We start from the raw sequence: 25172 nt of genomic DNA, 5'->3' as shown, positions 1-25172 counted from the left end.
CATCAATAAAATAACACCTAATCGATACTTCTAGCCTGGCGTTCCGACGTTCTAGCCGTAGTTTGACGGGAAGGGGACTCTCGTTGCGCACGGTGTGTCACTGCTTTTGGCTCAGCAGCGCTTTGCACCTGGCGCTGAACTGTGACCTGTGGCTGACGCTGTGGTACCGCCGGAGTGCGATACTGAGGCTCTTGCCGAGGAGTTACGCGCTGTTGTGTTTGAGCCGTATCGCGCTGGCGTAACTGTTCAGTACTTACGGCTCTTGTAGTAACCGGTTCCCTAACCATTCGCTGGTCGCGTAGAGGCTCATTCAAACGTTGCTGGGCTTTTTGCCGCAGCTCATCACGGTTATTGTTAGCATGTACTTTCTGCTCATCATACTTGCTGCGTTGCTGGCGCAGGGCCTCATTGCGCTGGCGTGCATCACCATCGCCAATTCGCTGTTCGCGTTTTAGCACGGTAACTTGTTCGGCAGTTTTACGTTGATACTGTTGTTTGTGTTCACGCACCGACACATCACGATCATTGCGAGTGTGCCGTACTGCAGTACTTTTCGTTTCGCGTGTAGGCTGGCGGTAACCATAACCGGCATTATAATCGCGGTTTAAACGTTCATGCCGGTAGTGTACGCCGCGACGGTGTTCGGTGTTGTGGTGCCAGCGACGGGCATCCGTATAATGTTTATGGCGTTTGGGGTAATACCGTGGCGGTGTGCGATAGTAATTGTGTTGAACGACCACATGGCGTTGACGCCAGTCGAATATGCCAAAATAGAACCAGGGACGAACGTTGACACTTACACCCCAATAAAATGGACTATTACGATAGTATGCGCCTGCTGTGTGCCAGTATACCGGCGGGTGAGAAGGCCACCACCAGTTACCATAAACAACACGAGTATCATATACCGGCACATACACGACTTCTTGACGCGCCGGTTCTATAATGATGATTTCGCGTTCACGTTCTACCACAATGTGTTGGTTATCATCTAGCGCGCCATTGTCATACGCTTTTTGCCGCAGGGTTTGAATGCTGGCAAGAACGGTGGTTTCATCGGCTAAGAAAGCCTCACCCAGTTGTTCGGTCCAGTCTAAATCATCACTGAGCCGTGTCAGTAGCTGTGGAAATGCCACCAAAGCTTTAACACTTGGGTCCCAGCCTTTATCTTCAACCGCGTTTACAGCGTCTTCACCCGTTAGATTAGGGTTCGCTTTTACCCAACGTGATGCTTGCACCACTTCAAGTGGATAAGTTGCCGCAATCAGTACGTGGGTTAATACGGTATCAGGATACAACGCAACAGGTGCGAGCATCTGATCCAGTTCTGCTTGAGTTAAAGCGTCTTCATTGGCTAGTGCAATGCTCGCTGTGCTAAGCAGAATTAAAACAGCGGCTAGTAGCCGGCTTACTTGCAGCATGAAATTTTTCATCTTGCTATCCTCAGTTTCACCGTCAGGGTATTGTTGCGCTGATGGCTTTTTGAACACTGTATAGCTTATAGGGGGCTGGGGCTGAATTGAAACTGAACTTTACGTAACCTTTACATTAAAGCACTGGCAGTATTTTCTGCCAGCGCTGGTTTATAAGAATAGAAGTGAAGAAGGAGGTTAGTCGATATAGCGTGCTTTTTTATTCGCTTTTAACATCGTCATATCAACCAGCACCAAGCCATCAACGCAGTTAGCGAAATCAGGATCCGTGCCGAAGGCTAAAAACTTCACGCCGCCAGGTTCACATAACTCACTGTATTGTTTATACAGTGTGGGCACGCTAACGCCCATATTGGCCAGTAAATGTTTTAACTGGGTAAAATCGCCAAGGTAGTTATTGCCACAAAAGTGTTGTTGCAGCTCAGTGAGTATCGCCTGTGGTAGCTGATAAGGCTGTTTTGATACGGCGGCACAGCTTGGATCACTAAAGTACAAACTGTAAAAATACACCATCAAATCACGTGCTGCCTGCGGATAGCTATGTGACAAACTCACGCCACCAAATAAATAGCGTATATCCGGGTTACGCTTTAAGTATGCGCCAATGCCATACCATAAGTATTCTAAGCTACGTTTACCCCAATATCGGGGTTGAACAAAGCTGCGTCCAAGCTCTAGCCCCGCATCTAAATAAGGCTTCATACTGCTGTCGAATTGAAACAAAGATGCGGTATAAAGCCCTGTTAAACCGTGCTTTGCAATAATATTGCGGGTGTTAGCAAAACGGTAGGCGCCAACAATTTCCAGATCATCTTTATCCCATAAAATAAGCTGTTCATAGTAGCTGTCAAAGCGGTCGATATCACGGCGTAACCCACTGCCTTCGCCCACGGCTCTAAATGCAAATTCTCTCAGGCGGCCAATCTCCCTTAAAACAGGAGAGCTTTGCTGATGTTGATAAAGATAAATCTGTTTACCGTCGGCGGTTTCGCCCAGCAACTCGCAGTTCTCTACCGCTTTTTTAAGCACTATCCGTTCTTCCGGATGAGCAATGGCACTTTGGGTAGTAAAAAGCGGCGGCTTATCTTTGGCCAGACGATACAAATGTTTTTTAAATAACTTAACTTTGGCCTGGGTTTCCAATGCTAAATTAGCAAAAGCGTCATAAGGGATTTGCTCGCCAATACGTATTTCGAGTTTTTTGCGTTGCTGCTTAAACATTTCCTGCACCAGCAACATGGTTGCCAGCGGCTTGTACAGCATAGAAGCGCCATAGAATAGTGCCGAATTTCGGCCATCAATAAATACGGGTAAAATGGGTGCCTTAGCATTGCTGGCAAAACGTAGGAAGCCGTTATGCCACTTACCGTCCCGAATGCCATCTGGGCGCAGCCTGGATACTTCGCCTGAAGGGAACAAGATTAATGCGCCTTCTGCGGCTAAATGCTGCTGAATATTATCCAGCGCACGCCGTTCAGTACCCCCCTGCATATTATTTACCGGTAGCAATAAGTTGTGCAGTGGCTTTAGCGCCATGAGTAGCTGATTAGCAACAACTTTTACATCTGGCCGAATATCGCTTACCAGCTTTAGTAAGGCTAAGCCGTCCAGCGAACCTATTGGGTGATTGGCAATAATAACGATGCGGCCAGACGAGGGTATGCGTTCTATTTCGTTATCGCGTACGGCATAGCGAAAATTAAAGTAATCCAGTACCTGCTCAACAAATTCTAACCCTTGTAAATGCGGGTAGCGTTCAGCAAAGTGGATAAAATCCTGTTCATGCAACAACCGGCGCAAGGCACCTTTTACCGGCTTATAAAGCCAGGGCTTGCTGGTTAGCCCGGGAAGGTTTTGTGAAAGCACTTGTTCAACATTGATCATACTTAGCTCCGGTAGCACTGCAATAGGCTGCAGTCAGGCTAATGGTGTTGTATGACAGTCAGGTGTCTTTTTTATGGCAGTTTGTGGAAATTTCAGGCAGCCTTTTTACTGTTACCCGTTAGCGGAAGACCAGCAATTATCTCGGCTTGTTCTGTCCAATGATACAACGCCAGACAGCCATCTAACTGCTCAACTAAGGCCGTGCAGCTGTCAATCCAGTCTCCATCATTACAATAGATAATACCCTGTTGTAGCCGAATTTCGGGGTGATGGATATGGCCGCATACCACGCCATCAAAACCCCCACGTTTGGCTTTGGCGATAGCCGCATCGCGATAACGGGCAATAGCATTTTGTGCGCCAGGGACTTTACTTTTAATGTAAGCGGCAAGACTAAAATAACTGCCACCGGTAAGACGACGCAGCCGATTATACCAACGGTTTAAAAATAGCAGCAAATCGTAGAGATTATCGCCAAGCCAGGCTTGGGCGCGGCCAAAATTCACCTCTTTGTCAAATTCATCACCATGAAGTAGTAGCAATTTTTTGCCTTGTGCTGTGGTATGGCTACCACGTAGTGCAATATGAATATTGCCAAAGCGTTTCCCGGCGTAAAGCCGCATTGCTTCATCATGGTTACCAGGGATATACACGATTTTGACGCCTTGTTCGGCTTTATCCAGCAAACAACGCACAATTTTATTCTGGCTTAATTTCCAATGAACTTGTTTACGCATAGCCCAGAGATCCACGATATCGCCCAGCAGGTAAATGGTATCGGCCTTAGCTTGCTCAAGAAAGTTAAGCAGATAATCAGCCTGGCAGTCTTTACAGCCCAGATGTACGTCAGATAAAAAGATAGTGCGGCAGTTCAGCATCAGTCTGTACCATGTTATCTTTGAACCGTTCCAGCATTACTGTTGGCTGTGTCAACGGTATGACGCATTTTTGACGTTTTGGTGACCTATGAGCCTTGCCCTGATCATCCCTGATCGTAAATTAGATGACTTACGCCTGCGTTTGGCGAATTTGCTACCCGATACCCACATTGAAATCTGGCCCCAAATCGCTGAGCCTGACACGGTTGATTTTGCCGTAGTATGGAAGCAGCCACATGGCAGCCTGGCCTGCATGAAAAACCTAAAAGCTATTCAATGTTTTGGTGCGGGCGTTGATGCTATCTTGTCAGATCCTTCGTTGCCAGCCTTGCCCATAGCACGCATTGTAGATCCAACGCTAACCGACACCATGGTGCGTTACCTGGATGGGGTGGTGAATCACTATCGGCTAAGGTTGGATCAGTTTAGTGCTCAGCAGTTGCAGCGAGTTTGGAAAGCGAAAAGTCCCAGAAAATTTAGCACTATTTCTGTGTTAGGGCTGGGTGAATTAGGTGCTGCTGTCGCACAGCATTTTGTTCAACTGGGTTATAGCGTTCATGGGTGGTCTCGAGGCCGCAAAGCGCTAGACAACATTGTCTGCCATTTTGGTGATGATGGCTTAGCTGCTGCAGTGGCAACCGCCGATATTGTAATTTGTTTACTGCCATTAACGCCTGCTACAGAAAACCGGATAAATACAGCGTTTTTTCAACAGCTCAAAGAGGGTGCGGTATTTATTAATGTGGCACGCGGCGCCATAGTCGATGACGACGCCTTGCTGGAGGCGCTGGATAGTGGCCAGTTACAAGCAGCTTGTCTTGATGTCTTTCGGCAAGAACCGTTGCCCAAGCATCATCCGTTTTGGCAGCATGCTGGCATTATGATCACACCACACGTTTCTGCCGTGACAAACGTGAATACGGCGGTGGCACAGATTGCTGAAAACTATCGGCGTAGTATGCGCGGCGAAATGATGCTGAATCTGGTAGATATTAAGCGGGGCTATTAATATGTCGACAAACGATATAATCGAAATTACCACCTGGTTTTTGCAGTTTGATGCAGATATCCCCTCACACGTGGCGTGGCCTGACAAGGTGCAGTTGGTAGAGGCAGAAATAGCTAGCCCAGAATTAAATCAATTTATGTTTCGCACCGTTGGCGGGCCTTGGCGTTGGTTTAGTCGGCTAAGCTGGACTTATCAGCAATGGCTGCAGTATTTAACACAACAACAAGTACGTACCTGGCTGTTGTGGGTAAAAGGTACCCCAGCGGGGTATGTTGAATTGCTAAAGCATGACGATGGCAGTGTTGAAATTAAATTTTTTGGTTTGTTGCCTCAGTTTATCGGGCAAGGATTAGGCCAGCCTTTAGCACAGGCCGCCGTGATGCTTGCGGCACAATGGCAGGCAACAAAAATATGGCTGCATACCTGTTCTGCGGATCATCCTTCTGCGTTAAAAAATTATCAACGAGCAGGGTTTACTTTGACCCATAGTGAAACAACGCAAGAGGCATTACCGCAGTTAAATGATGGCCGTATTCTTGCGGCAGATTTTGTTTATTCAGCTTTGGCGTATCATGCTGAAAATGCTGGTTAAATATACAGTTATTGTAACTTTATTACAATTTAACTACACTCTGTACCGGCTTAAGATAATTTAAGCCAAGATACTAAATAAAATAATAAAATGTGTTTTGAGGTTTATTATGAGTAAAGCGTCCAATCGTGGTTTTGGCTTTACCGCAATCGCTGTTGTTGTATGTTTAATGGCGTTATCGGCATTTTTAACCAAAGCCGAAGCTGTCTGCCTTTTGTGTGGATAGCAGGAACCGAATCTGGTCAAATGGATTGACCTAAATTCAAGGGGTCTGTACTGTGAACGCGGTACCGGCCCCTTGATGTTTTAAGTGACTAGCGTTTGCTATGTCGTTCCCGATTCTCTCTTTTTTGTTCAGAATTTTTCTGTAAAAGTACATAAGTAGCTGAATAACCGCCATGTTGTTTTTGCGCCGTATTACACGCTAAAACGATCGGTATTTGAGGTAGCCATTTAAACACGTAGCTACGTAAAATAGCTGGATGAGGCTTACTGTTTCGTCCCATACCGTGATGAATTAATAAGGTACGAATACCGCGTCTGTGGCAGTCTTCAATGAAGAAAAAGAGTTCACGACGTGCATCGGCCAGCGTTTTGCCAAGCAAGTTTAGCGTAGCATCCAGCTGATATTTTCCTAAGCGCAGATTGCGATAAACGCCATCCTGAACCCCATCTTTCTTGTAGGTAAACGGCTCATCGGGTTTGACTAAGTCAACATATTCCATGCTGAGATAGTTAGCGTCGTATTCCATCTCCTGTTCTGCTGCTTTACGTCTGGCTTGTTGAGCCAAGGTTGGACTGAATTCACCTGGCTCCAGCAATACCTCATCTTGTGACAGAGGTTTAACACCAGACATCTCTTGCAGAAACATGTCTATGTCATCGTTTTGCATTCTGGATACTCTTATCTTAGCGGGTCAATAATTATAACCCGCTTAAAGACGAGACAAAAGAAGTAAGCCGCTGTTACTCCGCTTCAGTCGTCAACGAACGAGCCGGAATAGCCGACTGCTGACTTGCTTTTTCCGCTCGTCGGGCTTTTGCGAAGTGTAATAAGTAATAAGCATTAATTAATAATACTAATAAATTAGAAATCACACCTTGTGGAATAGCGATATGGCTGTAATAAACAAAGAGCAGGCTGCATCCTACTAAAGTGGCGAGGCGTAGCCAAAAAACGTCTTTAATAAAAAACGCACCAATACAGATTGTTAAACCAATCCAGCTAATAATGTCGAACACGATATGTTCCATGGTGCGTTTCCAATTGCTTGTCTGACCAAAATTTGTGCGCATTATGCTGATCTGAATTAGCTTGCTCAACTGAGTAATTTTACCGCATTCAGATTAGTTAAATTGATGCATTAAATCAAAGCTTGCGCTGCTGGTTAAAAAGTGTTCTACACTTAATTGGAGCTAAACATGGAGGGTAGATTATGTTGCCTGGAAAAGTGTACGAAGTGTTACCTTATGCATATGTCGGATTAGGCTTGGGCACTCTGTTGATGTTCGATTCTTGGCTGGCTATATTGCCAGGGCTTTATATCGCAGCCGCAGGTGCAGTGATTTGGATATTACGCTCTAATAATCGTCGTTCAGATGTAAAAAACGCTAATGAGAAATACGGCGGAGTACTGCCTTTCTGGCTTTATGAAATGCTACCATTTAGCTATTGCTCGGCTGCACTGTTACTATTTGTTAGTAGCGAAAATACATACGCTTATCCGTTTGCTATGTTGATGCTAGTAATTGGAATTCACGTGTGGATGCTTCGTGTAAGTTCTCGCAAACATCAGCGGCCTGTATTGGTAAAAAGATACAGACCACTGCATCATCGGATCTAAATTATTTTCTCAGATCAATTTGACTATTGGCTATCGTCGTTATTGTCGTTAGCCAAACTTGTAGATTTTGCTGCAGCTTAGCTGGGTCGATTTTATCCAGAGTGTCATTTGGTGTGTGATGATAGTCGAAGTAATCCGTACCATCTTGTTGCAGGCTAACAACTGGCACGCCTTGGGCTTTGAGTACAGAAATGTCTGGTCCACCGGAGGCGGTGTTATCACCCATTGTTACACCAAAAGGTGCCAGCTTTTCTTGTAATGTACGGCCAAATGCTAAGGAATTTTCACCAAAACCGGTATCTAGCCGCCAGATAAGCCCAGCGCCAAAATCTGATTCAGAAGCAAATACATGGTTAGATAAGTTTCCAGCATGCTTGGCGGCATAGGCGCGGGCGCCTATTAAGCCACCTTCTTCATTACCAAATAACACAACACGCACGGTGCGTTCTGGGCGCGCTTGTTGTTTCAGTAAAGCAGCAGTGGCCATTACTATGCCGACACCAGCACCGTCATCCAGCGCGCCGGTACCTTCATCCCATGAGTCCAGGTGAGCACCAATTAATACGATTTCTTCCGGGTACTTACTACCAGTAATTTCGGCAATCACATTATAGCTGGTGACGGTACCGGGCAATTTGTTTTGCATGTTAAGTTGCAAGCTAAGCTCTGGTTTAAGTTTCAGCATTTTAGCCAGTTGCAACGCGTCAGGTACTGATATAGCAGCTGCCGGGATACGTTCTACTTCATCACTGTAGCGCATCATTCCGGTATGGGCGAAACGATTAATGCTGGTTCCAACCGAGCGAATAACAATAGCTTTAGCACCAAGTTTGGCTGCTTCAATGGCACCTGTTGCGCGAGCACCGACGACAGCACCATAAAAACTGCCGAGCTTATCTTTGCCCATGCCTTTGTTAATAAATACAATTTTGTTTTTAACTTGGGCCGATGCTGCGGCTTTCAGTTGTTCCAGACTGTCAAACATGACAACTTGCGCGTTAATGCCATCAACTGGAGTGGCAATGGAGCCTCCAAGCGCAGTGACGACCAAGCTTTGTTTGAACGGCGCGCTGACAGTTAAACTTGCCTGACCACGCTCCCAGTATTGCATGTTGAACGGTTCGGTCCAGACTTTGTCATACCCCAACTGGTTAAATTTTTGCTCAGCCCAGGCGACGGCACGTGCGTCTGCTTCGCTGCCAGCAAGACGCTGGCCCACTTCTACCGTGAGTGATTCTGTTAGTTGATAGGCCAGATTGTGGTCCAATATCAGGTCATTTGCCGCGACATTTAGGCTCAGTGCCGCTGTAAGAGTAGTTAGCCAGCATTTCATCTTTTTACTGTGTCCCGTTATTGCTAAATTAGTTATGACTTTAACACCTTTTTACTTTGGTTCTACAATAACAACCGGTAGAAGTGTGTATTTGTCCGATGGAATGAATTCAGTCATTAAGGATACGTGTATGGCAGTAAGGCCGCTCAGTGTGCAGGTCGTTAAAACGTTATTCTTTGTTAAATAAGAATGATTATATTGTCGATTTGTCCTTAAATCGGTAAGATTAGGCATCACGAAAGACAGAGTCAGGCGTAATGAATTTACAAGATATGCTGGAAAACTCGGCTAAAGCCGTGAAGTTGCTTAAAGCGGTGTCGAATGAGCGACGTTTACTTATTCTTTGTCACTTATTAGAAGGTGAGTTGTCAGTAGGTGAAATGAATCAAAAGCTTGAATTGAGTCAGTCTGCTTTGTCGCAACATTTGGCGTTATTACGCAAGCATAAGTTGGTTAAAACGCGTAAGGCAGCACAAACGGTATATTACAGCCTGCAGAGTAAAGAAGCAGAAGAGTTGATTGCCTTGCTGCACAAGTTGTATTGCTCAGATCCGATAAACTAACAACAACAAAAAAGCCGGCGTAAGCCGGCTTTTTTGTTGTAACTGGTGTCTTAAGCTGCGCTTAATGCTTTAACATGTGCATTTAAACGAGCTTTATGACGTGCTGCTTTGTTCTTGTGGATCAGACCTTTAGAGGCCATACGATCCAGAACAGGCACCATTTTCTTGAATGCTTCAGTTGAAGCAGTTACGTCAGCAGTTAATACCGCCGCGTAGGTTTTCTTAATGAAAGTACGCATCATTGAACGTTGACTAGCGTTTTGCTGACGACGTTTTTCTGATTGAATTGCGCGCTTCTTAGCAGACTTAATGTTAGCCAAGGTAACACTCCTAAAAAACTAAACCGGACCCATCAAAGGCCGCATAATATGCCTATTTAATGGCCCGTTGTCAAATGCTTTAACGGTAAAGTTACAGATTTTAATCTGTGAACCTACTGGTAATCAGTTGTCATAACAAGGCAAAATAGCGACTTCATTATATAAGGACATATCAGTGTCGGCAAAGTTATTAAAATCAGGCCTTATCGTCAGTGCTATGACATTGATTTCCAGAGTATTAGGTTTGGTGCGGGATGTGGTGGTGGCCAACTTTATTGGTGCTGGCGCTGCAGCTGACGTGTTCTTTTTTGCTAATCGTATACCCAACTTTTTACGACGTTTATTCGCCGAAGGCGCTTTTTCTCAGGCGTTTGTACCGGTGCTGGCTGAGGTGAAAGCCAAACATGGTGATGATGCCGTGCGCGAATTGCTGGCTGAAGTAGCAGGAAGTCTGGGAGTGGTTGTTACCTTGGTCACCCTATTTGGCGTAATAGCGTCGCCGTTAGTGGCTATGCTGTTTGGTATGGGGTGGTTTGTTGAATGGTTAAACGACGGCCCTGATGCGCATAAGTTCGAACTGGCCAGCCTGATGCTGAAAATTACCTTTCCGTACCTTTGGTTTATTAGTTTAGTCGCGTTGTCTGGTGCGGTACTCAATACCTATAACCGTTTTGCTGTAGCCGCCTTTACGCCAGTATTCTTGAACATCGCCATTATTGCCTGTGCTTTATTTATGGCGCCTACGCTACAAGAACCTGCATTGGCTCTGGCTTGGGGGGTGTTTATTGGCGGTGTGGTCCAGTTGTTATTTCAGTTGCCATTTTTAGCCAAAGCCGGCTTGTTGGTGTGGCCAAAGTGGGGCTGGCGCGATGACAACGTAGTGAAAATACGCAAATTAATGCTGCCGGCGTTATTTGGCGTGTCAGTTAGTCAGATCAATTTGTTATTAGATACGGTTATTGCTTCTTTTTTGCTTACTGGCGCCGTTAGCTGGCTCTATTACTCTGACCGCCTAATTGAGTTTCCGCTGGGATTATTCGGTATTGCTATCGCAACAGTGATTTTGCCAAATTTGTCGCGTCACCATGCAAATGAAAATACCCTGCGTTTTAGCCAAACACTGGACTGGTCACTGCGCTTTGTTGCGTTATTTGGTATACCGGCAATGGCAGGTTTAATCGTGCTGGCGCAGCCGATAATTGCGCTACTGTTTATGCGCGGCGAATTTTCGCAAAATGATGTGTTAATGGTGTCGTACAGTTTAATTGCCTACAGCACCGGTTTGCTTAGCTACATGCTGATAAAAGTGCTGGCACCCGGCTTTTACGCGCGCCAGGATATAAAAACGCCGGTACGCATTGGCATTATTGCCATGGTGGCGAATATGGTATTTAACCTCATGTTAGCGCCTTTTTTAAGCTATGTCGGTTTGGCGTTAGCAACAGCAATGTCTGCCAGTTTAAATGCATTTTTATTGTATCGTGGTTTAAAACAGGTTGGGGTGTACCAACTAAGTAAAGCTAGCATGCTATTTTTGCTGAAATTGCTGATAGCGAGTAGCCTGATGGCCGCGGTGCTGTATTGGTATACACCAACACTGACTGATTGGGTGCAACTTAGTTTAACTGTTCAGGTTTGGCGTTTGAGTACACTGTGTGTGCTGGCAGTTGTCGCGTATTTTGCGCTGTTATGGGTGTTAGGTGTACGTTTGCAACATTTTAAAGCCAATTCTGTTGCTGAAAGCAATTGATTAAGTGGTTATAATGCGCGGTTTATAAGCAGCAGTTAAATATGGCAGGCATGGAGTTAATTCGCGGATTACATAATATTCAGCCTCAGCACCGCGGTTGCGTTCTCACTATTGGTAACTTTGATGGGGTGCATCTTGGGCATCAGGCAGTATTAGCGAAAGTGGTTGCTATTGCTAAGCAAAAGCAACTGCCCTCATGTGTCATGCTGTTTGAGCCGCAACCACTTGAGGTATTTGCTGGTACAGCGGCGCCTGCGCGATTAAGTCGTTTTCGCGAAAAGTACACGGCGTTGGCACAGCTTGGTATTGATCGTTTGCTGTGCGTTAATTTTACAGCCGCTTTTGCAGCACAACAGCCACAGCAATTTATTCAGCAATTGTTGTTAAAACAGCTAGGCGTTGAACATCTTATTGTTGGTGATGACTTCCGCTTTGGTAAAAACCGTAGTGGTAGTTTTGACCTGTTAGCGCTGGCGTCAGTGCAGCATCAGTTTGGGCTGTGTAACACATCCAGCCTGATTATGGCTGAGCAACGTATTAGCAGTACATTAATACGCCAAGCGTTGGCCGAGGACAACCTGGTGTTAGCAACGCAAATGTTAGGCCGGCCATTTTCACTTACCGGCCGGGTACGGCATGGCCGTAAGTTAGGCCGTGACTTGGGTTTCCCTACGGCAAATGTGTTTTTGTACCGGCGTAAGCTGCCTGTAGCGGGTGTATATGCGATAACGGCAAATACGGTGTTTGGTCGTTTTTATGGCGTAGCAAATATTGGCAATCGGCCTACGGTGCAGGGGCAACGACAGCAACTTGAAGCGCATTTGCTCGATTTTAAAGGCGATTTATACGGTAGCCAAATTGAAGTACAGCTGCAGCATAAGCTTCGGCCAGAACAACGCTTTGATGGCCTTGAGGCACTGCAACAACAAATTGCTGCAGACGTAACGGCAGCAGAATTATTTTTTCAGCGCAATGCTTTATTGGAAGCAAGCGCAACTACTGATAAGACGGAACAGAACGGATGAGCGACTACAAGCATACCCTTAATTTGCCGGAAACGGCTTTTGCGATGCGCGCCAATCTGGCGCAGCGTGAACCGCAAATGCTGGCAAAATGGACCGAAGCAGACTTATACGGCAAGATCCGTGCAGCAAAAAAAGGCAAAAAGAGCTTTATTTTGCATGACGGCCCGCCATACGCCAACGGCAATATTCATATTGGGCATGCAGTTAACAAAATTCTAAAAGACATTATCGTTAAAGCGAAAACACTGTCAGATTTTGATGCGCCCTATGTGCCAGGTTGGGACTGCCATGGCTTGCCAATAGAATTAGTCGTTGAAAAGAAATATGGCAAACCCGGTACTAAATTAACCGCGGCAGAGTTTCGACAAAAATGCCGTGAGTATGCGGCAACACAAATTGATGCTCAGCGCACAGACTTTATCCGCTTAGGTGTGTTCGGTGATTGGCAGAATCCATACCGTACGATGGATTTTGACTTTGAGGCCAATATTATTCGTTCATTGGGTAAAATCATCGACAATGGTCACTTACAACAAGGCTTTAAGCCGGTTCATTGGTGTACCGACTGCGCCTCTGCGTTAGCTGAAGCTGAAGTGGAATATCAAGATAAACTCTCACCTGCTATCGACGTGCGTTTTGCCTTGGTTGACGAGACAGCAGTAGACCGCTTTGACCATCCTGAAGAAAAACGCGGTAATGGCAAGGTGTCTGTGGTGATCTGGACAACGACGCCCTGGACGATACCCGCCAACCGTGCCATTGCGTTAAATGCTAAGTTGGATTATAGCCTGGTTCAGGTAGAGCAAGGGCCAAACGGTGCTGAGCGGTTAATTATTGCTACCGATTTAGTACAAGATGTTATGGCGCGTGCAGGTATTGAACATTATCACGCCTTAGGTTTTGCTAAAGGTATAGCGCTTGAGTTGGTGCAGGTTAGGCATCCGCTGTATGACTTTACTGTGCCACTGATTATGGGGGAGCATGTAACCACCGAATCCGGTACAGGTTGTGTACACACTGCGCCCGGCCATGGTCAGGAAGACTTTATCGTTGGTAAATTGTATAACCTTGAAGTGGCTAATCCCGTTGGTGCCAATGGGGTTTATTTACCTGATACGCCACTGTTTGCTGGTCAGCACGTGTTTAAGGCTAATGACTCTGTCGTTGAAGCGCTTAACGCAGCAGGGGCTTTGCTGGTGCATAAAGCTTACAAACATAGCTATCCTCATTGCTGGCGCCACAAAACACCTATTATCTTTCGTGCCACGCCGCAATGGTTTATCAGTATGGATAAACAGGGTTTGCGCAGTCAATCTTTAGAACAAATCGGCCAAACGCGTTGGATACCAGATTGGGGCCAGCAGCGTATTGAAAAAATGGTTGCCGGGCGCCCGGACTGGTGTATTTCACGGCAGCGTACCTGGGGTGTCCCTATTGCGTTGTTTGTCGATAAAGACACGGGGGCTTTACACCCGAATACTGCTGCGTTGATGGAGCAAGTTGCACAGTTGGTAGAAAAAGAGGGTATTCAGGCTTGGTTTGACTTAGCCGCTGAAACCCTACTGGGCGCTGATGCAGAACAATATGTTAAGGTAAGTGACACCCTAGACGTTTGGTTTGATTCTGGCGTTACCCATGCTTGTGTCGTGGGCGCACGAGCTGAATTCGGCGGTGCCGAGCAGGCCGATTTGTATCTGGAAGGTTCAGATCAGCACCGAGGCTGGTTTATGTCGTCATTAATGACGGGCGTAAGCATTAACCATAAAGCGCCTTACAAGCAGGTGTTAACCCACGGCTTTACCGTTGATGGTGATGGCCGCAAAATGTCAAAATCGCTTGGTAATGTGGTGTCGCCACAGGATGTAATGAACAAACTTGGCGCAGATATCTTGCGTTTGTGGGTGGCAACCACTGACTATACCTCAGAGATGACGGTATCAGATGAAATTTTAAATCGCGCTGCTGATAAGTATCGCCGTATTCGTAATACTGCACGTTTTTTACTTGCAAACCTGAACGGTTTTAATCCGGCAACGGATGCTGTTCCGTTTGACCAAATGGTTGAATTGGACTTGTGGGTAGTAAGCCGTGCAGCCAAATTGCAACAAGAAATTGTTGATGCCTATGACAATTACCAGTTCCATCAGGTCAGCAGTAAGCTAATGAACTTCTGTACGGTCGAGCTTGGCAGTTTCTACCTGGATGTGATTAAAGACCGGCAATACACTGCGCACACTGATGGTTTAGCTCGTCGTTCCTGTCAAACGGCGCTTTATCACATTGCACAAGCAATGGTGCGTTGGATGGCACCTATTATGAGCTTTACTGCTCAGGAAATCTGGCAGGCGCTCCCGGGTGAGCGTGATGAGTTTGTCTTTACCGATGTTTGGTATAGCGGTTTTGCCGGCATACCGGCAGGTAAATTTGATGATGCATTTTGGCAGCAACTGCTGCAGGTTCGCGATGAAGTAAACAAAGTACTTGAAGCGGCACGTCGGGAAGAAAAAATTGGTGCATCACTGCAAGCCGAAGTGACGTTATACGCGTCTAGTCAGCTTGCAGCAGATTTAGCTAAATTAGGCGACGAGCTGCGGTTTGTATTAATTACTTCAACAGCAAATGTTAGCACTGATAACGCACCTACAGATGCGGTAAAAACTGAACTGACTGGGTTAAGTGTTCAGGTAGTTGCTTCAGCTGGCGCTAAGTGTGAACGTTGTTGGCACCATCGTCAGGATGTTGGCGTTAATACCGCGCATCCGGGTTTATGCTTGCGTTGTATCGACAATGTTGAAGGTGATGGCGAATTGCGGGCTTTTGCATAATGACGCTATTTAAAGATACAGGCTGGCGACTATGGTGGCTAATGCTGTTGCTGGTATTGGCTGACCAACTGACAAAGCAAGTGGTTATCGCCAATATGCAGCTGTTTGAGTCAATTGAACTGTTGCCGTTTTTTAACTTTACCTATGTTAGAAATTACGGTGCGGCATTCTCCTTTTTAAGTGATGCCGGAGGCTGGCAGCGTTGGTTTTTCACGTTTATAGCAGTGGCTATCAGTTGTGTGCTAGCGGTATGGTTGGCGCGTAACAACAAAGAACAGCTCAAGTTGAATTTAGCGCTTAGCCTGGTGTTGGCAGGGGCTATTGGTAACCTTATTGATCGCAGCGTTTATGGTTACGTAATAGACTTTTTGCATGTCTATTATCAGAACTGGCACTATCCGGCATTTAACATAGCTGACTCAGCTATCTGTATTGGTGCAGGATTATTGATTTGGGACAGTTTTAGTAGTAACGAGGTGAAAAAATGACAGACGTAGTAATCGGCGCTAAAAGTAGCGTTATTTTTCACTTTGACATTAAGTTATCCGACGGCAGTGCGGCAGAGAGTACCCGGGTACATAATAAGCCTGCTAAGCTGCAAATGGGTGATGGCAGTATTTCTCCAGCGTTTGAACTTGAGCTAACTGGCCTAAAAGCGGGAGACAAAAAAACCTTCACGCTGGCGCCAGAAGATGCTTACGGTATGCCAAACCCTGACAATATCTACTATGTTGATCGCAGTAAGTTCTCAGCTGATGCTCCAGCTAAAGCGGGAACGATTATTGGCTTTACCATGCCTGACGGTTCTGAAATGCCGGGTTTGGTGCGCGAAGTGGTTGGCGAGTCAGTGACAATAGATTTTAACCATCCTTTAGCCGGGCAAACATTGACCTTTAGCGTTGAAATTGTGCAGGTAAATTGAATATGGACATTTTATTAGCGAATCCGCGTGGCTTTTGTGCCGGGGTAGATAGGGCTATTAGCATTGTTGAGCGTGCGTTAGAATTATACGAACCGCCAATATATGTGCGCCACGAAGTGGTACACAATAAGTTTGTTGTAGATGGTTTGCGTCGACGCGGCGCAGTGTTTGTTGATGAACTAACCGAAGTGCCAGATGACAATATTGTTATTTTCAGCGCGCACGGTGTGTCGCAGGCCGTCCGCGAAACCGCCAGGCAACGCGGATTAAAAGTGTTTGACGCAACTTGCCCGCTAGTAACAAAAGTGCATATGGAAGTAACCAGAGCCAGCCGCAAAGGCATTGAATGCATTTTAATTGGTCATGCAGGACACCCTGAAGTTGAAGGCACCATGGGGCAGTATGATAACCCGGCTGGTGGCATTTACCTGGTTGAGTCAGCAGAAGACGTAGGCACATTACACGTTAAAAACCCAGAGCAGCTCTGTTTTAGCAGTCAAACGACGTTGTCAGTAGATGACACCGCGGATGTAATAGACGCGCTGCGTCAACGTTTTCCTGGTATTGAAGGGCCACGCAAAGACGATATTTGTTATGCCACACAAAATCGTCAGGATGCGGTGCGTGATTTAGCCAGCAAGGCCGATTTGTTATTGGTGGTGGGAGCTAAAAACAGCAGCAACTCAAATCGATTGCGCGAACTGGCTGATAAGATGGGCTGTAAAGCCTATTTAATTGATACGGCGAATGATATTCAGCAACACTGGCTAGACGGCGTGCAGGCGGTTGGCGTTACGGCTGGGGCTTCTGCACCTGAGGTACTAGTGCAGCAAGTGGTGAAACAGTTGCAGCAGTGGGGCGGTAAAACCGTCAGTGAGAACCCCGGACGGGAAGAAAACGTGGTTTTTGCGATTCCAGCGGAGCTTAGATAATTTGTTAAATTCATCAACGTGTTCATGTTTGTAAGTGTTGGGTGTAGTATTTCGATATAACTGTTAAAAAGAATGGCGTAATGCTTACCCAACTCTCCTTGCCCAAGTTGCAAATTCCTTTTCTATGTCATGGCCAGTTTATGGTCAGGGTGTTAGTGGTGTCTCAGGCCGTTGCTGTTGTGTTGGCTTTTGCCCCGGGTGTTTATGGCGACGTATGGGCTCGACTGGGTTTCATTAGTGTTTTTGTGCACTGGATTTCTATTATCACAACACTATGTTTATGTGCTGCGCGGCATAAGATTAACCAACTTAAGCCCATTAGCATAATTAGTGTGGTTTTGTGTATTTTTTTAACGCTAACTCTTATTGTTAGCGCAGTTGCATTTTCACTATTCAGCACGCTTTTTAATAGCATTAACCATGAAATGAGTGATTTTTTGGCGAAAAACCTGATGGTTGCCTTTATTGTTGCCTTGGTTGCTGTGCAGTTTTTGATTGTGCATGCCGAGAAAAGCGAGCAATTAAACGCTCAAACCCATGCAGAACTAAACGCGTTACAAGCTAGAATACAACCGCACTTTTTATTCAATACTCTAAACACCGTAGCCGAACTTACCCATATTGATGCTGATGCCGCGGAAAAATCGTTGTTGGCGTTATCAGCATTGTTTCGAGCTGCGTTGGATGTAGGAAAGCTGGTGCCATTGCAGACTGAACTGGAATTAGCTAAGCAATATTTGTCATTAGAACAGTGGCGGCTTGGGCGTCGGATGAACGTTAATTGGCAAATTCCTGATGCCTTACCCGCTATTCAGATCCCTGCTTTAACAATTCAGCCATTATTGGAAAACGCCATTAGATACGGCATTGAAAATAGTGCAGAAGTCGGCAAACTGAATATCTTTTCTATAGAAAGCCGCAATGCACTAACAATAGTAATTACTAATCCTTATTATCAAAGCATTAAAAGCAGTGGAGGAAATGGTATTGCTTTGGATAACATTCGCCAGCGTCTTATGCTGCAATATGGCAGCAGCGCAAGTTTAACCTTCGGTAATAGTGAAGGGTTGTATCGGGTTAAGCTTGTCATTCCAAAGTCTTAACGGAGTATAAATGCGAATTTTAATTGTCGATGATGAACCACTTGCCAGAGCAAGACTAAAGCGTTTAATCGCGGGGTATACAAACTACACCTGCATTGGTGAAGCAGAAACGGCGCAGCAGGCATTTGAATTAGTTGGTGCTCTACAGCCAGATGTTTTATTACTTGATATAGAGATGCCGCAGCAAGACGGGCTTAGCTTAGGCAAGCGCATTCTAGCGTTGCCCACGCCACCTGCTCTAATTTACGTTACTGCACATCCTGAATATGCGTTAGAAGCTTATCAGGCATCACCTGCAGATTACGTGTTAAAACCTGTGTCGGAACAAAGGTTGCTTAGTGCACTTGAGCGTGTTGGCAAGCAGACAAAAGCGCACATTGAAAAGAAGCAACAAGAAGCCAAATTTACTTTTATGCAAGGCGGCGTTTCTCGTAAAATCGCGATGAAAGATATTTTATATTTCACCGCTGAAGACAAATACGTTCGCATGGTATACCGCGATGGTGATGCATTGATCGAGCAAAGCTTGGCACACCTTGAAACATTAAAGCCTGAACTTTTTTTGAGAATTCATCGTCAGAATTTGGTCAATATCAGTTACATCCAGCGCCTGTACTTAATTGAAGGTCAGCATTGGATAACACTAAACCAAACAGATATAAAGTTAAAAGTTAGCCGACGGGCCGTGTCGTCTGTTAAATCTGCGGCAGTCATTTTGTGATAACTTACCATTCGTCGTTACAACTTACCGTTAATCAGTAAGCCTTGTACTTTCAATATCTGCTTCTATATATTAACCTGTGAAATTAAACTATTACAGCCTCAAAACACTAGTGGTATATAAATGAAAAGTCATATTACAAACAGGAGTTTGAACAAAGGGTTTACCTTAGTGGAGTTAATGATATCCGTGGCTGTTGTAGGAATCGTTGCCTTCATCGCTATCCCTTCTTATGGACGTTTTATTGCTGCTAATCGCTTGAGTGCTCAGGCAAATGAAATGTTATCTGCAATTACTTACAGCCGTTCAGAAGCAATAAGGTTGAATAGAAACATTATGTTTTGTAATACGACTGATGGTGCTACTTGCAACTCTACATCCGGTGCGTGGCAGCAATGGTTAGTGCTTGACCCTCTAAATGGGGTTTTACGAACCAGTCATATTATAAATTCAAGTTTGAATGTGCTTTCGGACACCGGTATGACAAATGATACTATTGTATTTACCCCAATGGGGTTAGCCAGAAATGCGGCAAATACCCGCTTACCGTATAACGGCATTATACGTGTTTGTGTAGTGGATTCTGCCCTGGATTCAAATGGGCGTGACGTAGAGATTAGCAGTGGAGGGCGTATTATGATAGAGCGCTTTTTAACCAATAGTGGCACCTGTGCGAAGCCGGAGGTTTAAACGATGAAAATGCGTTCGATACGTGTATTAAACCGGCAAAAAGGCGTTACGTTGCTCGAAGTGTTAATTGCAATGCTGGTGCTTGGAATTGGTATTTTGGGGGTTGCAGGTTTGCAAACGGCAAGTTTAAGAAATGTTCAAAGTTCTTATGAGCGCTCTCAAGCCGTTATTCTAATGGACATGTTAGCCGAAACGCTGCGAGCGGATGCTCGAAGTGCTCGGTTAGGGAATTATGATATTGAGTGCGACAACGCAGCATTAGCCACTTGGACTGGCATGGTAAGGACTGCTTTAAATAACGACAGTGCTTGTGTTGAAATAGACTGGCAAGCAGATACGGCAACCTATGTCCTCACCTTAAGTTGGTCCGATGAGCGAATTGCCTTGGGTCCAGATTCTTCTTTATCACTTCGAGTAACACCATGAACAGAAAACCTGATATCTCGTCTTGGCAGAATAAAAACCATGGTTTTACACTCATAGAGTTAATGATTGCCATGGTACTTGGTATTATCTTGTTAGGTGGTGTCATTGGCATTTTTTTAGCTAATCAAGAAACCAGTAGAATAAATAGTCAACTTAGCCAACTTCAAACATCTGCACGCGTGTCTTTTCAATTACTTTCCCGTGATTTACGTAGTGCATCCTTTTCTGGTTGCGGTAACAACCCGAACGTGGTCAATGTAACCACTGCATTTAACGCAGCTGCAGCGCCATGGGCAACTTGGAATGGCGGCGTACTTGGTTATGATACCGCCCTGCCACAAATCGCTGGTATGACACCTTTTGCCGGAACTGATGCAATCAGACTAATGTACGGTACCGGTGATGGTGTAACCGTTTCTGGCCACGATGTTGCCAGTAGCACCTTTACCGTAAACCTTAGCCCTGCCGCAAACGGGTTTGTGGTTGGTGAGCTAGCTTTAGTTTGTGATGCAAGCGCAAAGGCCGCATTGTTCGAAATAACCAATATTGCGAATGCGGTTCCGTTTCAAGTCCGGCATTTGCAAGGCGCTGCCAGTAATGCCAGCGGTTTTTTAGGGCTGCCTCTTGGCTCACCTACAACCTTTGGTTTAGGTGCAATGGTTATGCCTTTGGAGTCAGTTGCATGGTTTGTAGCAGAAAACGAAAACAATGGAAAATCGTTATACCGTTCAATTGTGGTGAATGGGGCTGAACAGGCAGATGAAATTATAGATGGCGTCGATAATTTGCAATTTGAATATGAAGTGCTTCAAGGCACGGCGCCTCCGGGCGTTTGGATGTCGGCAAATAATGTTCCTGCAACCAGTTGGGGGCTTGTTATTAGTGTGCGCGTTGTCCTAACAATGGAAAATGGTACACAGATGTCGGACAACCTGAACACAATGAACCATATGGTTGCTAACAGAAATAGGATGCAATGATATGAAATCTGTTAAAGCACAGCAAGGCATAGCGTTAATTGTAGGTTTGTTACTATTACTGGCAATTACATTGTTAGCCGTATCATCAATGCGCGACAGTTCTTTACAAGAGCGTATGACATCCAATCTTACGGAGCGTGAGCTGGCTTATCAGCTTGTTGAAGCAACGTTAATGTTTGCCCAGCAACAAGTTAATGTTGCCAACCCTTTTTTGTTATGTGGAGGCGGGCGTACAGGATTTTACTGTCAGCCAGACCCCACGCTTGCAGATAGATGGGTGGCCGTGAATACGGTATGGGGTAATGATGGCCCCGATGACGGCCAACTTGGTACTGCAGAATATATTGCAGAGTATATGGGGCAGTGGGTTAACACTGCTATAGACAGCTGCTCAAATGCTGGTCAGGCAGAAATTCCTGAAGAATGTTTACGCGATACTTGGCGTATCACTGCTCGTACAACAGATGCAGGCGGTGCGAATGTCATGCTGCAATCTATATTCCGTATATGATGGCGATGAGGTCAATTATGAAAACTTTTTTAAAATCGGTACAGCTAGCGTTTTTGATTGGCTTAGGGCTTGGCATTAACATAGCAAACGCGGCTGTTGAAATTGCCGAAGCACCATTACAAACAGGTAGCGCTGTAGCCCCCAATATTTATTTTGTGTTAGATGATTCTGGTTCAATGCAGTGGGAAGTGATGCCAGACGATTATGCGTTTGTAAATTCGAATATTCTTGGGTATTTGTTTCCTATTCCTGCACAAATGTACCAGGGAGCAAATCATTTCACTAAAAATATTCCTGAGTTTGATGACGATAACATTCACCACATTATTAAACGTTCAGCTGAAATCAATAAGGTATTTTATAATCCGAGTGTTACTTATCAACCTTGGATAAAAAGTGACGGCAGTAGCTTTGGCAATATGTCACCCACCAATGCGCTTTGGGACCCCTACGTAAGTTCTGTTGGCAGTATCAATTTAACTGCGCAGCAGTCATTTGATCGCTGGTATTCGCACGGGTCCAATTTAAATAGCTATAGTACTAGTTCCTCTTCAAAAAATTATTGGCCAATGACCTTTTTTGTTTACGACGGGAGCGGTAGTACTACCGATCCTGATAATTACAAAGGTTATAGTATCCAAGGCAACCGTGTTTATGAAAAAAACATGAGCAGTAATGGCTCATGGACTAGAAAATATGATGCTTTCAGCTGGCAAAGAACAGTGGTTGATGCTCTAGGAAATTCAGTTACAGAGAACTTTACGCGCTCAATTTCAGAGGAAAAACAAAACTTCGCAAACTGGTTCTCGTATTATCGTTCTCGTATCCTTGCTGCCAGAGCCGGTACCAGTATTGCCTTTGCCGATGTAACAGCTGACTATCGTATTGGCTTTACTACTCTTGCCGCTTCAAAAACTGCGAGTAACACCTTAGCCATTCCACTGCCTTCACTGGGCGATATTGAAAAAGGCACTTTCTCAGACGGCAATAAAAATAACTGGTTTGATTTGCTGTTTAAGGTGCCAATGAACAATAGCACCCCTTTGCGTAATGCGATTAAATGGGTGGGAGATCAGTATACTCGTACCGATGCTGCGGGGCCTTGGGGGCCTGCGTCTGATGATGATCAAATAAGTTGTCGCCAGTCTTTTGCCATTGTAACAACAGATGGATATTACAATGGGGCGTCGCCCGGTGTAGGTAATATTGATAACGCCAATGGGGTAGAATTTGTACATCCAACAAATACCAACAATAATTTTCAGTATATAGCTGAAGAACCTTATAACGATGGCCATTCAAATACTCTGGCTGACGTTGCCATGAAATATTGGAAAAATGATTTACGTACAGATCTCGATAATAATGTACCCTTGGCCAATAGTGGCAAAAACCCTGCTTTTTGGCAGCATATGTCAACTTATGCTGTGTCAATTGGTGTTAAAGGTACTAAAGATCCAAAATCAGATGCGCCAGGAAATTGGCCCAACCCCAGTAATGGCAATGGCGAAAAAATAGACGACTTATGGCATGCTGCAGTAAACGGGCGTGGTGAGTTTATTGCAGCCTCTAAACCTGACGAGTTTACTCAGGCACTTCAACGAATTTTGCGTAGTATTTCTGAAGCAACAGGAAGTGCATCCAACCTGGCGGGGTCAACAACCTCTTTGGAGTCTGAAGCCGGTTTGTTTAGCGCCAGTTTTAATAGTGGTGACTGGTCTGGTGATTTAGTTGCAGTAGATACCAATAATGCGTTCAGCCAAACATGGTCAGCCGCCAGTAAACTTGACACCCGAGCTCCTGCAAGCCGGATGATATATTTTGGTAAAACCAATACGACTGCTGATATTTTTGTTGGAGCAAATGTTACCGACTCAATTTTAACTGATGATCAAGTAGACTATTTACGAGGTGAAACAACCAAAGAGCAAAAAAATGGGGGCAACTTCAGAAATCGTGGCTCTATATTGGGTGACATCGCTAATTCTACGCCATTATTAGTCGAAGGTATTACGAATCGTAATTATCAACTATATAGCTGGGGCGCAGGTTATGAGTCTTTCCGAAAAGACAGGTTAACTCGTGCACCAACGGTTTATGTCGGCGCTAATGACGGTATGTTGCATGCTTTTAATGCCGCTACTGGAGATGAACGTTTTGCGTACATTCCTGTTGCCGCAATGGAAAATATTGACAAACTAACAGACCCAGATTATGTGCACCGCTATTATGTTGATGGCTCTCCTATTGTTGCAGACATTCAGGATTCAAGTGGTAATTGGAAAAGTATCTTGTTAGGCAGTATGGGTCGAGGTGGCAACAGTTTATTCGCACTGGATATCACTGAGCCAACTAGTTTCACAAAAACCAATGTTTTATGGGACAGAAGTTACTCTGCTTTGGGTGTAACAACAGCTAAACCCTTAGTAGCACGCTTGAAGAATAATAAATGGGTTGCCATTATTGGCTATGGCTACAATAACGAGCGGTCAAATAAAGGTGGTTTACTGGTAATAGATTTAAGCAATAACGGTGAAGTGTTGTGGCAAATTGATTTACCAAACAGTGTTGCTACCGATAATGGTTTTGGCCAGCTTGAAGGTTGGGATGCTGATGAAGATGGCAATTTAGATTGGGTTTTTGCCGGCGATTTACACGGTAATGTTTGGAAGTTTGATTTAACCGTTGCAGATCCTACAGCTAATGGTATTGCTTACAGTAATACCCCGTTATTTACCGCAAAATCAGGAGCAGGTGTAAAGCAATCTATAACTGGTGGTATTTCATTGGCGCGAGAGCCAGGTACCGGACAGCTTTGGGTCTATTTTGGTACAGGTAAACTATTATCAAATGCCGACCCTATCAATACTGATCAACAGTCATGGTATGGCATAAAAGATGGCAGTCCTATTATTAGCCGCGATTCTCAGTTAGTAGAGCGAACTATGACAAATGTTAGCTCTGAAGCGAGAAGTATCGAAGATGTGTCGACGAATGATCTTGCAGCCAAGCGGGGATGGTTTATCGATTTGGTTGATACTCGTGAGCGTATTGTGCAAAAACCTCAAGTGCGTTCAGTGAATTTAGGCAGCACCCTGGGTAGTGGATTAATTGTTGCATCCACTGTGCCAACCAGTGATTTCTGTAGTCCTTCAAGCGATGGTTGGGTAATGGCGGTCAATCCGTTTACGGGAGGCCGGTTAGCAGTGCATTATTTTGATATCTCTAAGGATGGTAATTTTGATGGTGATGATGCAATAACAGACCCTGATTCGGGAGATGCCTCTGTGGCAAGTGGTGTTAAATTTGATGGAATGTCGGGTGATATTTTAATTGTTGGTGAAGAAGGATTTGTGCAGCCATTAGAAGTTATTAATATTAATACCGGTACGATAGCTGGCCGTGTATCTTGGCGTGAGATGTCAAATTGA

24 protein-coding genes are annotated in these 25172 nt (G+C 45.1%); 17 read left to right on the top strand and 7 right to left on the bottom strand.

What is annotated here, in order from left to right:
- Positions 1-17: 17 nt before the first annotated feature.
- The 3 genes from ORJ00_RS04320 to ORJ00_RS04310 all read right to left on the bottom strand — a co-directional run bounded on the left by ORJ00_RS04320 (position 18) and on the right by ORJ00_RS04310 (position 4195).
- Positions 18-1433: a DUF3300 domain-containing protein gene (locus ORJ00_RS04320; protein ID WP_306139088.1), complete on the bottom strand. Its 1416-nt coding sequence runs from the start codon at positions 1431-1433 to the stop codon at positions 18-20.
- 177 nt (positions 1434-1610) lie between these two features.
- A complete protein-coding gene (olsF, locus tag ORJ00_RS04315) occupies positions 1611-3317 on the bottom strand; it encodes a bifunctional ornithine lipid synthase OlsF (protein WP_305976465.1) in 1707 nt (568 codons plus the stop codon).
- Between the two features lie 92 nt (positions 3318-3409).
- Positions 3410-4195 carry a UDP-2,3-diacylglucosamine diphosphatase gene (locus ORJ00_RS04310; RefSeq protein WP_306126048.1) on the bottom strand — a complete coding sequence of 262 codons (786 nt, stop codon included), beginning with the start codon at positions 4193-4195 and terminating at the stop codon, positions 3410-3412.
- 88 nt (positions 4196-4283) lie between these two features.
- Here ORJ00_RS04310 and ORJ00_RS04305 point away from each other — a divergent pair, with 88 nt between their 5' ends.
- Together ORJ00_RS04305 and ORJ00_RS04300 are read left to right on the top strand one after the other, a co-directional pair.
- Positions 4284-5204, top strand: coding sequence for a 2-hydroxyacid dehydrogenase (locus ORJ00_RS04305; RefSeq protein WP_306139087.1), 921 nt, complete (start codon positions 4284-4286; stop codon positions 5202-5204).
- Between the two features lies 1 nt (position 5205).
- Positions 5206-5796: a GNAT family N-acetyltransferase gene (locus ORJ00_RS04300; RefSeq protein ID WP_306139086.1), complete on the top strand. Its 591-nt coding sequence runs from the start codon at positions 5206-5208 to the stop codon at positions 5794-5796.
- Between the two features lie 314 nt (positions 5797-6110).
- On the opposite strand, the gene smrA is transcribed toward ORJ00_RS04300, so the two are convergent.
- Both smrA and ORJ00_RS04290 read right to left on the bottom strand, forming a co-directional pair.
- Positions 6111-6689, bottom strand: coding sequence for a DNA endonuclease SmrA (smrA, locus tag ORJ00_RS04295; RefSeq protein WP_306126051.1), 579 nt, complete (start codon positions 6687-6689; stop codon positions 6111-6113).
- 73 nt (positions 6690-6762) lie between these two features.
- Positions 6763-7050 (bottom strand): hypothetical protein, encoded by a 288-nt coding sequence (locus ORJ00_RS04290; RefSeq protein WP_027670764.1) that lies wholly within the window; start codon positions 7048-7050, stop codon positions 6763-6765.
- Positions 7051-7232: 182 nt separating this feature from the next.
- Here ORJ00_RS04290 and ORJ00_RS04285 point away from each other — a divergent pair, with 182 nt between their 5' ends.
- Entirely contained in the window at positions 7233-7640 is a 408-nt protein-coding gene (locus ORJ00_RS04285) for a hypothetical protein (RefSeq protein ID WP_305976461.1), read from the top strand.
- A gap of 1 nt (position 7641) precedes the next feature.
- Here the strand turns inward: ORJ00_RS04285 and ORJ00_RS04280 are convergent, their stop codons facing one another.
- On the bottom strand, positions 7642-8973 hold the full coding sequence (locus ORJ00_RS04280; protein ID WP_306139085.1) for a M20/M25/M40 family metallo-hydrolase: 1332 nt from the start codon (positions 8971-8973) through the stop codon (positions 7642-7644).
- A gap of 257 nt (positions 8974-9230) precedes the next feature.
- Here ORJ00_RS04280 and ORJ00_RS04275 point away from each other — a divergent pair, with 257 nt between their 5' ends.
- Entirely contained in the window at positions 9231-9536 is a 306-nt protein-coding gene (locus tag ORJ00_RS04275; RefSeq protein ID WP_027670767.1) for an ArsR/SmtB family transcription factor, read from the top strand.
- A 50-nt stretch (positions 9537-9586) separates the two neighbouring features.
- On the opposite strand, the gene rpsT is transcribed toward ORJ00_RS04275, so the two are convergent.
- On the bottom strand, positions 9587-9856 hold the full coding sequence (rpsT, locus tag ORJ00_RS04270) for a 30S ribosomal protein S20 (protein ID WP_027670768.1): 270 nt from the start codon (positions 9854-9856) through the stop codon (positions 9587-9589).
- Positions 9857-10031: 175 nt separating this feature from the next.
- Between rpsT and murJ the strand changes: the two genes are divergently transcribed.
- The 13 genes from murJ to ORJ00_RS04205 all read left to right on the top strand — a co-directional run bounded on the left by murJ (position 10032) and on the right by ORJ00_RS04205 (position 25172).
- Positions 10032-11606: a murein biosynthesis integral membrane protein MurJ gene (gene murJ, locus ORJ00_RS04265; protein WP_306139084.1), complete on the top strand. Its 1575-nt coding sequence runs from the start codon at positions 10032-10034 to the stop codon at positions 11604-11606.
- Between the two features lie 41 nt (positions 11607-11647).
- A complete protein-coding gene (gene ribF, locus ORJ00_RS04260) occupies positions 11648-12631 on the top strand; it encodes a bifunctional riboflavin kinase/FAD synthetase (RefSeq protein ID WP_370298057.1) in 984 nt (327 codons plus the stop codon).
- Positions 12628-15456, top strand: a complete 2829-nt coding sequence (gene ileS, locus ORJ00_RS04255) for an isoleucine--tRNA ligase (RefSeq protein WP_306139083.1) — start codon at positions 12628-12630, stop codon at positions 15454-15456. The genes ribF and ileS overlap by 4 nt, the downstream gene beginning before the upstream one ends.
- Entirely contained in the window at positions 15456-15944 is a 489-nt protein-coding gene (lspA, locus tag ORJ00_RS04250) for a signal peptidase II (RefSeq protein WP_037054128.1), read from the top strand. Before ileS ends, lspA begins: the two co-directional genes overlap by 1 nt.
- On the top strand, positions 15941-16378 hold the full coding sequence (fkpB, locus tag ORJ00_RS04245; protein ID WP_306126055.1) for an FKBP-type peptidyl-prolyl cis-trans isomerase: 438 nt from the start codon (positions 15941-15943) through the stop codon (positions 16376-16378). Before lspA ends, fkpB begins: the two co-directional genes overlap by 4 nt.
- 2 nt (positions 16379-16380) lie before the next feature.
- Positions 16381-17310 carry a 4-hydroxy-3-methylbut-2-enyl diphosphate reductase gene (ispH, locus tag ORJ00_RS04240; RefSeq protein WP_027670773.1) on the top strand — a complete coding sequence of 310 codons (930 nt, stop codon included), beginning with the start codon at positions 16381-16383 and terminating at the stop codon, positions 17308-17310.
- Between the two features lie 80 nt (positions 17311-17390).
- Positions 17391-18413 (top strand): sensor histidine kinase, encoded by a 1023-nt coding sequence (locus ORJ00_RS04235; RefSeq protein WP_306139082.1) that lies wholly within the window; start codon positions 17391-17393, stop codon positions 18411-18413.
- 10 nt (positions 18414-18423) lie between these two features.
- On the top strand, positions 18424-19134 hold the full coding sequence (locus ORJ00_RS04230) for a LytR/AlgR family response regulator transcription factor (protein ID WP_027670775.1): 711 nt from the start codon (positions 18424-18426) through the stop codon (positions 19132-19134).
- Between the two features lie 123 nt (positions 19135-19257).
- The gene (locus tag ORJ00_RS04225; RefSeq protein WP_084153535.1) at positions 19258-19824 is read left to right on the top strand and encodes a GspH/FimT family pseudopilin; all 567 of its coding nucleotides are present in this window, start codon (positions 19258-19260) and stop codon (positions 19822-19824) included.
- A 3-nt stretch (positions 19825-19827) separates the two neighbouring features.
- Positions 19828-20250, top strand: coding sequence for a type IV pilus modification protein PilV (pilV, locus tag ORJ00_RS04220; RefSeq protein ID WP_306139080.1), 423 nt, complete (start codon positions 19828-19830; stop codon positions 20248-20250).
- Positions 20247-21230, top strand: coding sequence for a PilW family protein (locus ORJ00_RS04215; RefSeq protein WP_306139079.1), 984 nt, complete (start codon positions 20247-20249; stop codon positions 21228-21230). The genes pilV and ORJ00_RS04215 overlap by 4 nt, the downstream gene beginning before the upstream one ends.
- Before the next feature lies 1 nt (position 21231).
- Positions 21232-21741: a pilus assembly PilX family protein gene (locus ORJ00_RS04210; protein ID WP_306139078.1), complete on the top strand. Its 510-nt coding sequence runs from the start codon at positions 21232-21234 to the stop codon at positions 21739-21741.
- A 17-nt stretch (positions 21742-21758) separates the two neighbouring features.
- Positions 21759-25172: a pilus assembly protein gene (locus ORJ00_RS04205; protein WP_306139077.1), complete on the top strand. Its 3414-nt coding sequence runs from the start codon at positions 21759-21761 to the stop codon at positions 25170-25172.

Source organism: Rheinheimera baltica (assembly GCF_030731985.1).
GTDB classification, from domain to species: domain Bacteria; phylum Pseudomonadota; class Gammaproteobacteria; order Enterobacterales; family Alteromonadaceae; genus Alishewanella; species Alishewanella baltica.
This window is presented reverse-complemented; position numbering and strand designations above follow the sequence as displayed.

Coding starts and splice junctions, on each gene's coding strand:
- ORJ00_RS04320 (WP_306139088.1), bottom strand. CDS start 1,433: ATGAAAAATTTCATGCTGCAAGTAAGCCGGCTACTAGCCGCTGTTTTA.
- olsF (WP_305976465.1), bottom strand. CDS start 3,317: ATGATCAATGTTGAACAAGTGCTTTCACAAAACCTTCCCGGGCTAACC.
- ORJ00_RS04310 (WP_306126048.1), bottom strand. CDS start 4,195: ATGCTGAACTGCCGCACTATCTTTTTATCTGACGTACATCTGGGCTGT.
- ORJ00_RS04305 (WP_306139087.1), top strand. CDS start 4,284: ATGAGCCTTGCCCTGATCATCCCTGATCGTAAATTAGATGACTTACGC.
- ORJ00_RS04300 (WP_306139086.1), top strand. CDS start 5,206: ATGTCGACAAACGATATAATCGAAATTACCACCTGGTTTTTGCAGTTT.
- smrA (WP_306126051.1), bottom strand. CDS start 6,689: ATGCAAAACGATGACATAGACATGTTTCTGCAAGAGATGTCTGGTGTT.
- ORJ00_RS04290 (WP_027670764.1), bottom strand. CDS start 7,050: ATGGAACATATCGTGTTCGACATTATTAGCTGGATTGGTTTAACAATC.
- ORJ00_RS04285 (WP_305976461.1), top strand. CDS start 7,233: ATGTTGCCTGGAAAAGTGTACGAAGTGTTACCTTATGCATATGTCGGA.
- ORJ00_RS04280 (WP_306139085.1), bottom strand. CDS start 8,973: ATGAAATGCTGGCTAACTACTCTTACAGCGGCACTGAGCCTAAATGTC.
- ORJ00_RS04275 (WP_027670767.1), top strand. CDS start 9,231: ATGAATTTACAAGATATGCTGGAAAACTCGGCTAAAGCCGTGAAGTTG.
- ribF (WP_370298057.1), top strand. CDS start 11,648: ATGGCAGGCATGGAGTTAATTCGCGGATTACATAATATTCAGCCTCAG.
- ileS (WP_306139083.1), top strand. CDS start 12,628: ATGAGCGACTACAAGCATACCCTTAATTTGCCGGAAACGGCTTTTGCG.
- lspA (WP_037054128.1), top strand. CDS start 15,456: ATGACGCTATTTAAAGATACAGGCTGGCGACTATGGTGGCTAATGCTG.
- fkpB (WP_306126055.1), top strand. CDS start 15,941: ATGACAGACGTAGTAATCGGCGCTAAAAGTAGCGTTATTTTTCACTTT.
- ispH (WP_027670773.1), top strand. CDS start 16,381: ATGGACATTTTATTAGCGAATCCGCGTGGCTTTTGTGCCGGGGTAGAT.
- ORJ00_RS04235 (WP_306139082.1), top strand. CDS start 17,391: ATGCTTACCCAACTCTCCTTGCCCAAGTTGCAAATTCCTTTTCTATGT.
- ORJ00_RS04230 (WP_027670775.1), top strand. CDS start 18,424: ATGCGAATTTTAATTGTCGATGATGAACCACTTGCCAGAGCAAGACTA.
- ORJ00_RS04225 (WP_084153535.1), top strand. CDS start 19,258: ATGAAAAGTCATATTACAAACAGGAGTTTGAACAAAGGGTTTACCTTA.
- pilV (WP_306139080.1), top strand. CDS start 19,828: ATGAAAATGCGTTCGATACGTGTATTAAACCGGCAAAAAGGCGTTACG.
- ORJ00_RS04215 (WP_306139079.1), top strand. CDS start 20,247: ATGAACAGAAAACCTGATATCTCGTCTTGGCAGAATAAAAACCATGGT.
- ORJ00_RS04210 (WP_306139078.1), top strand. CDS start 21,232: ATGAAATCTGTTAAAGCACAGCAAGGCATAGCGTTAATTGTAGGTTTG.
- ORJ00_RS04205 (WP_306139077.1), top strand. CDS start 21,759: ATGAAAACTTTTTTAAAATCGGTACAGCTAGCGTTTTTGATTGGCTTA.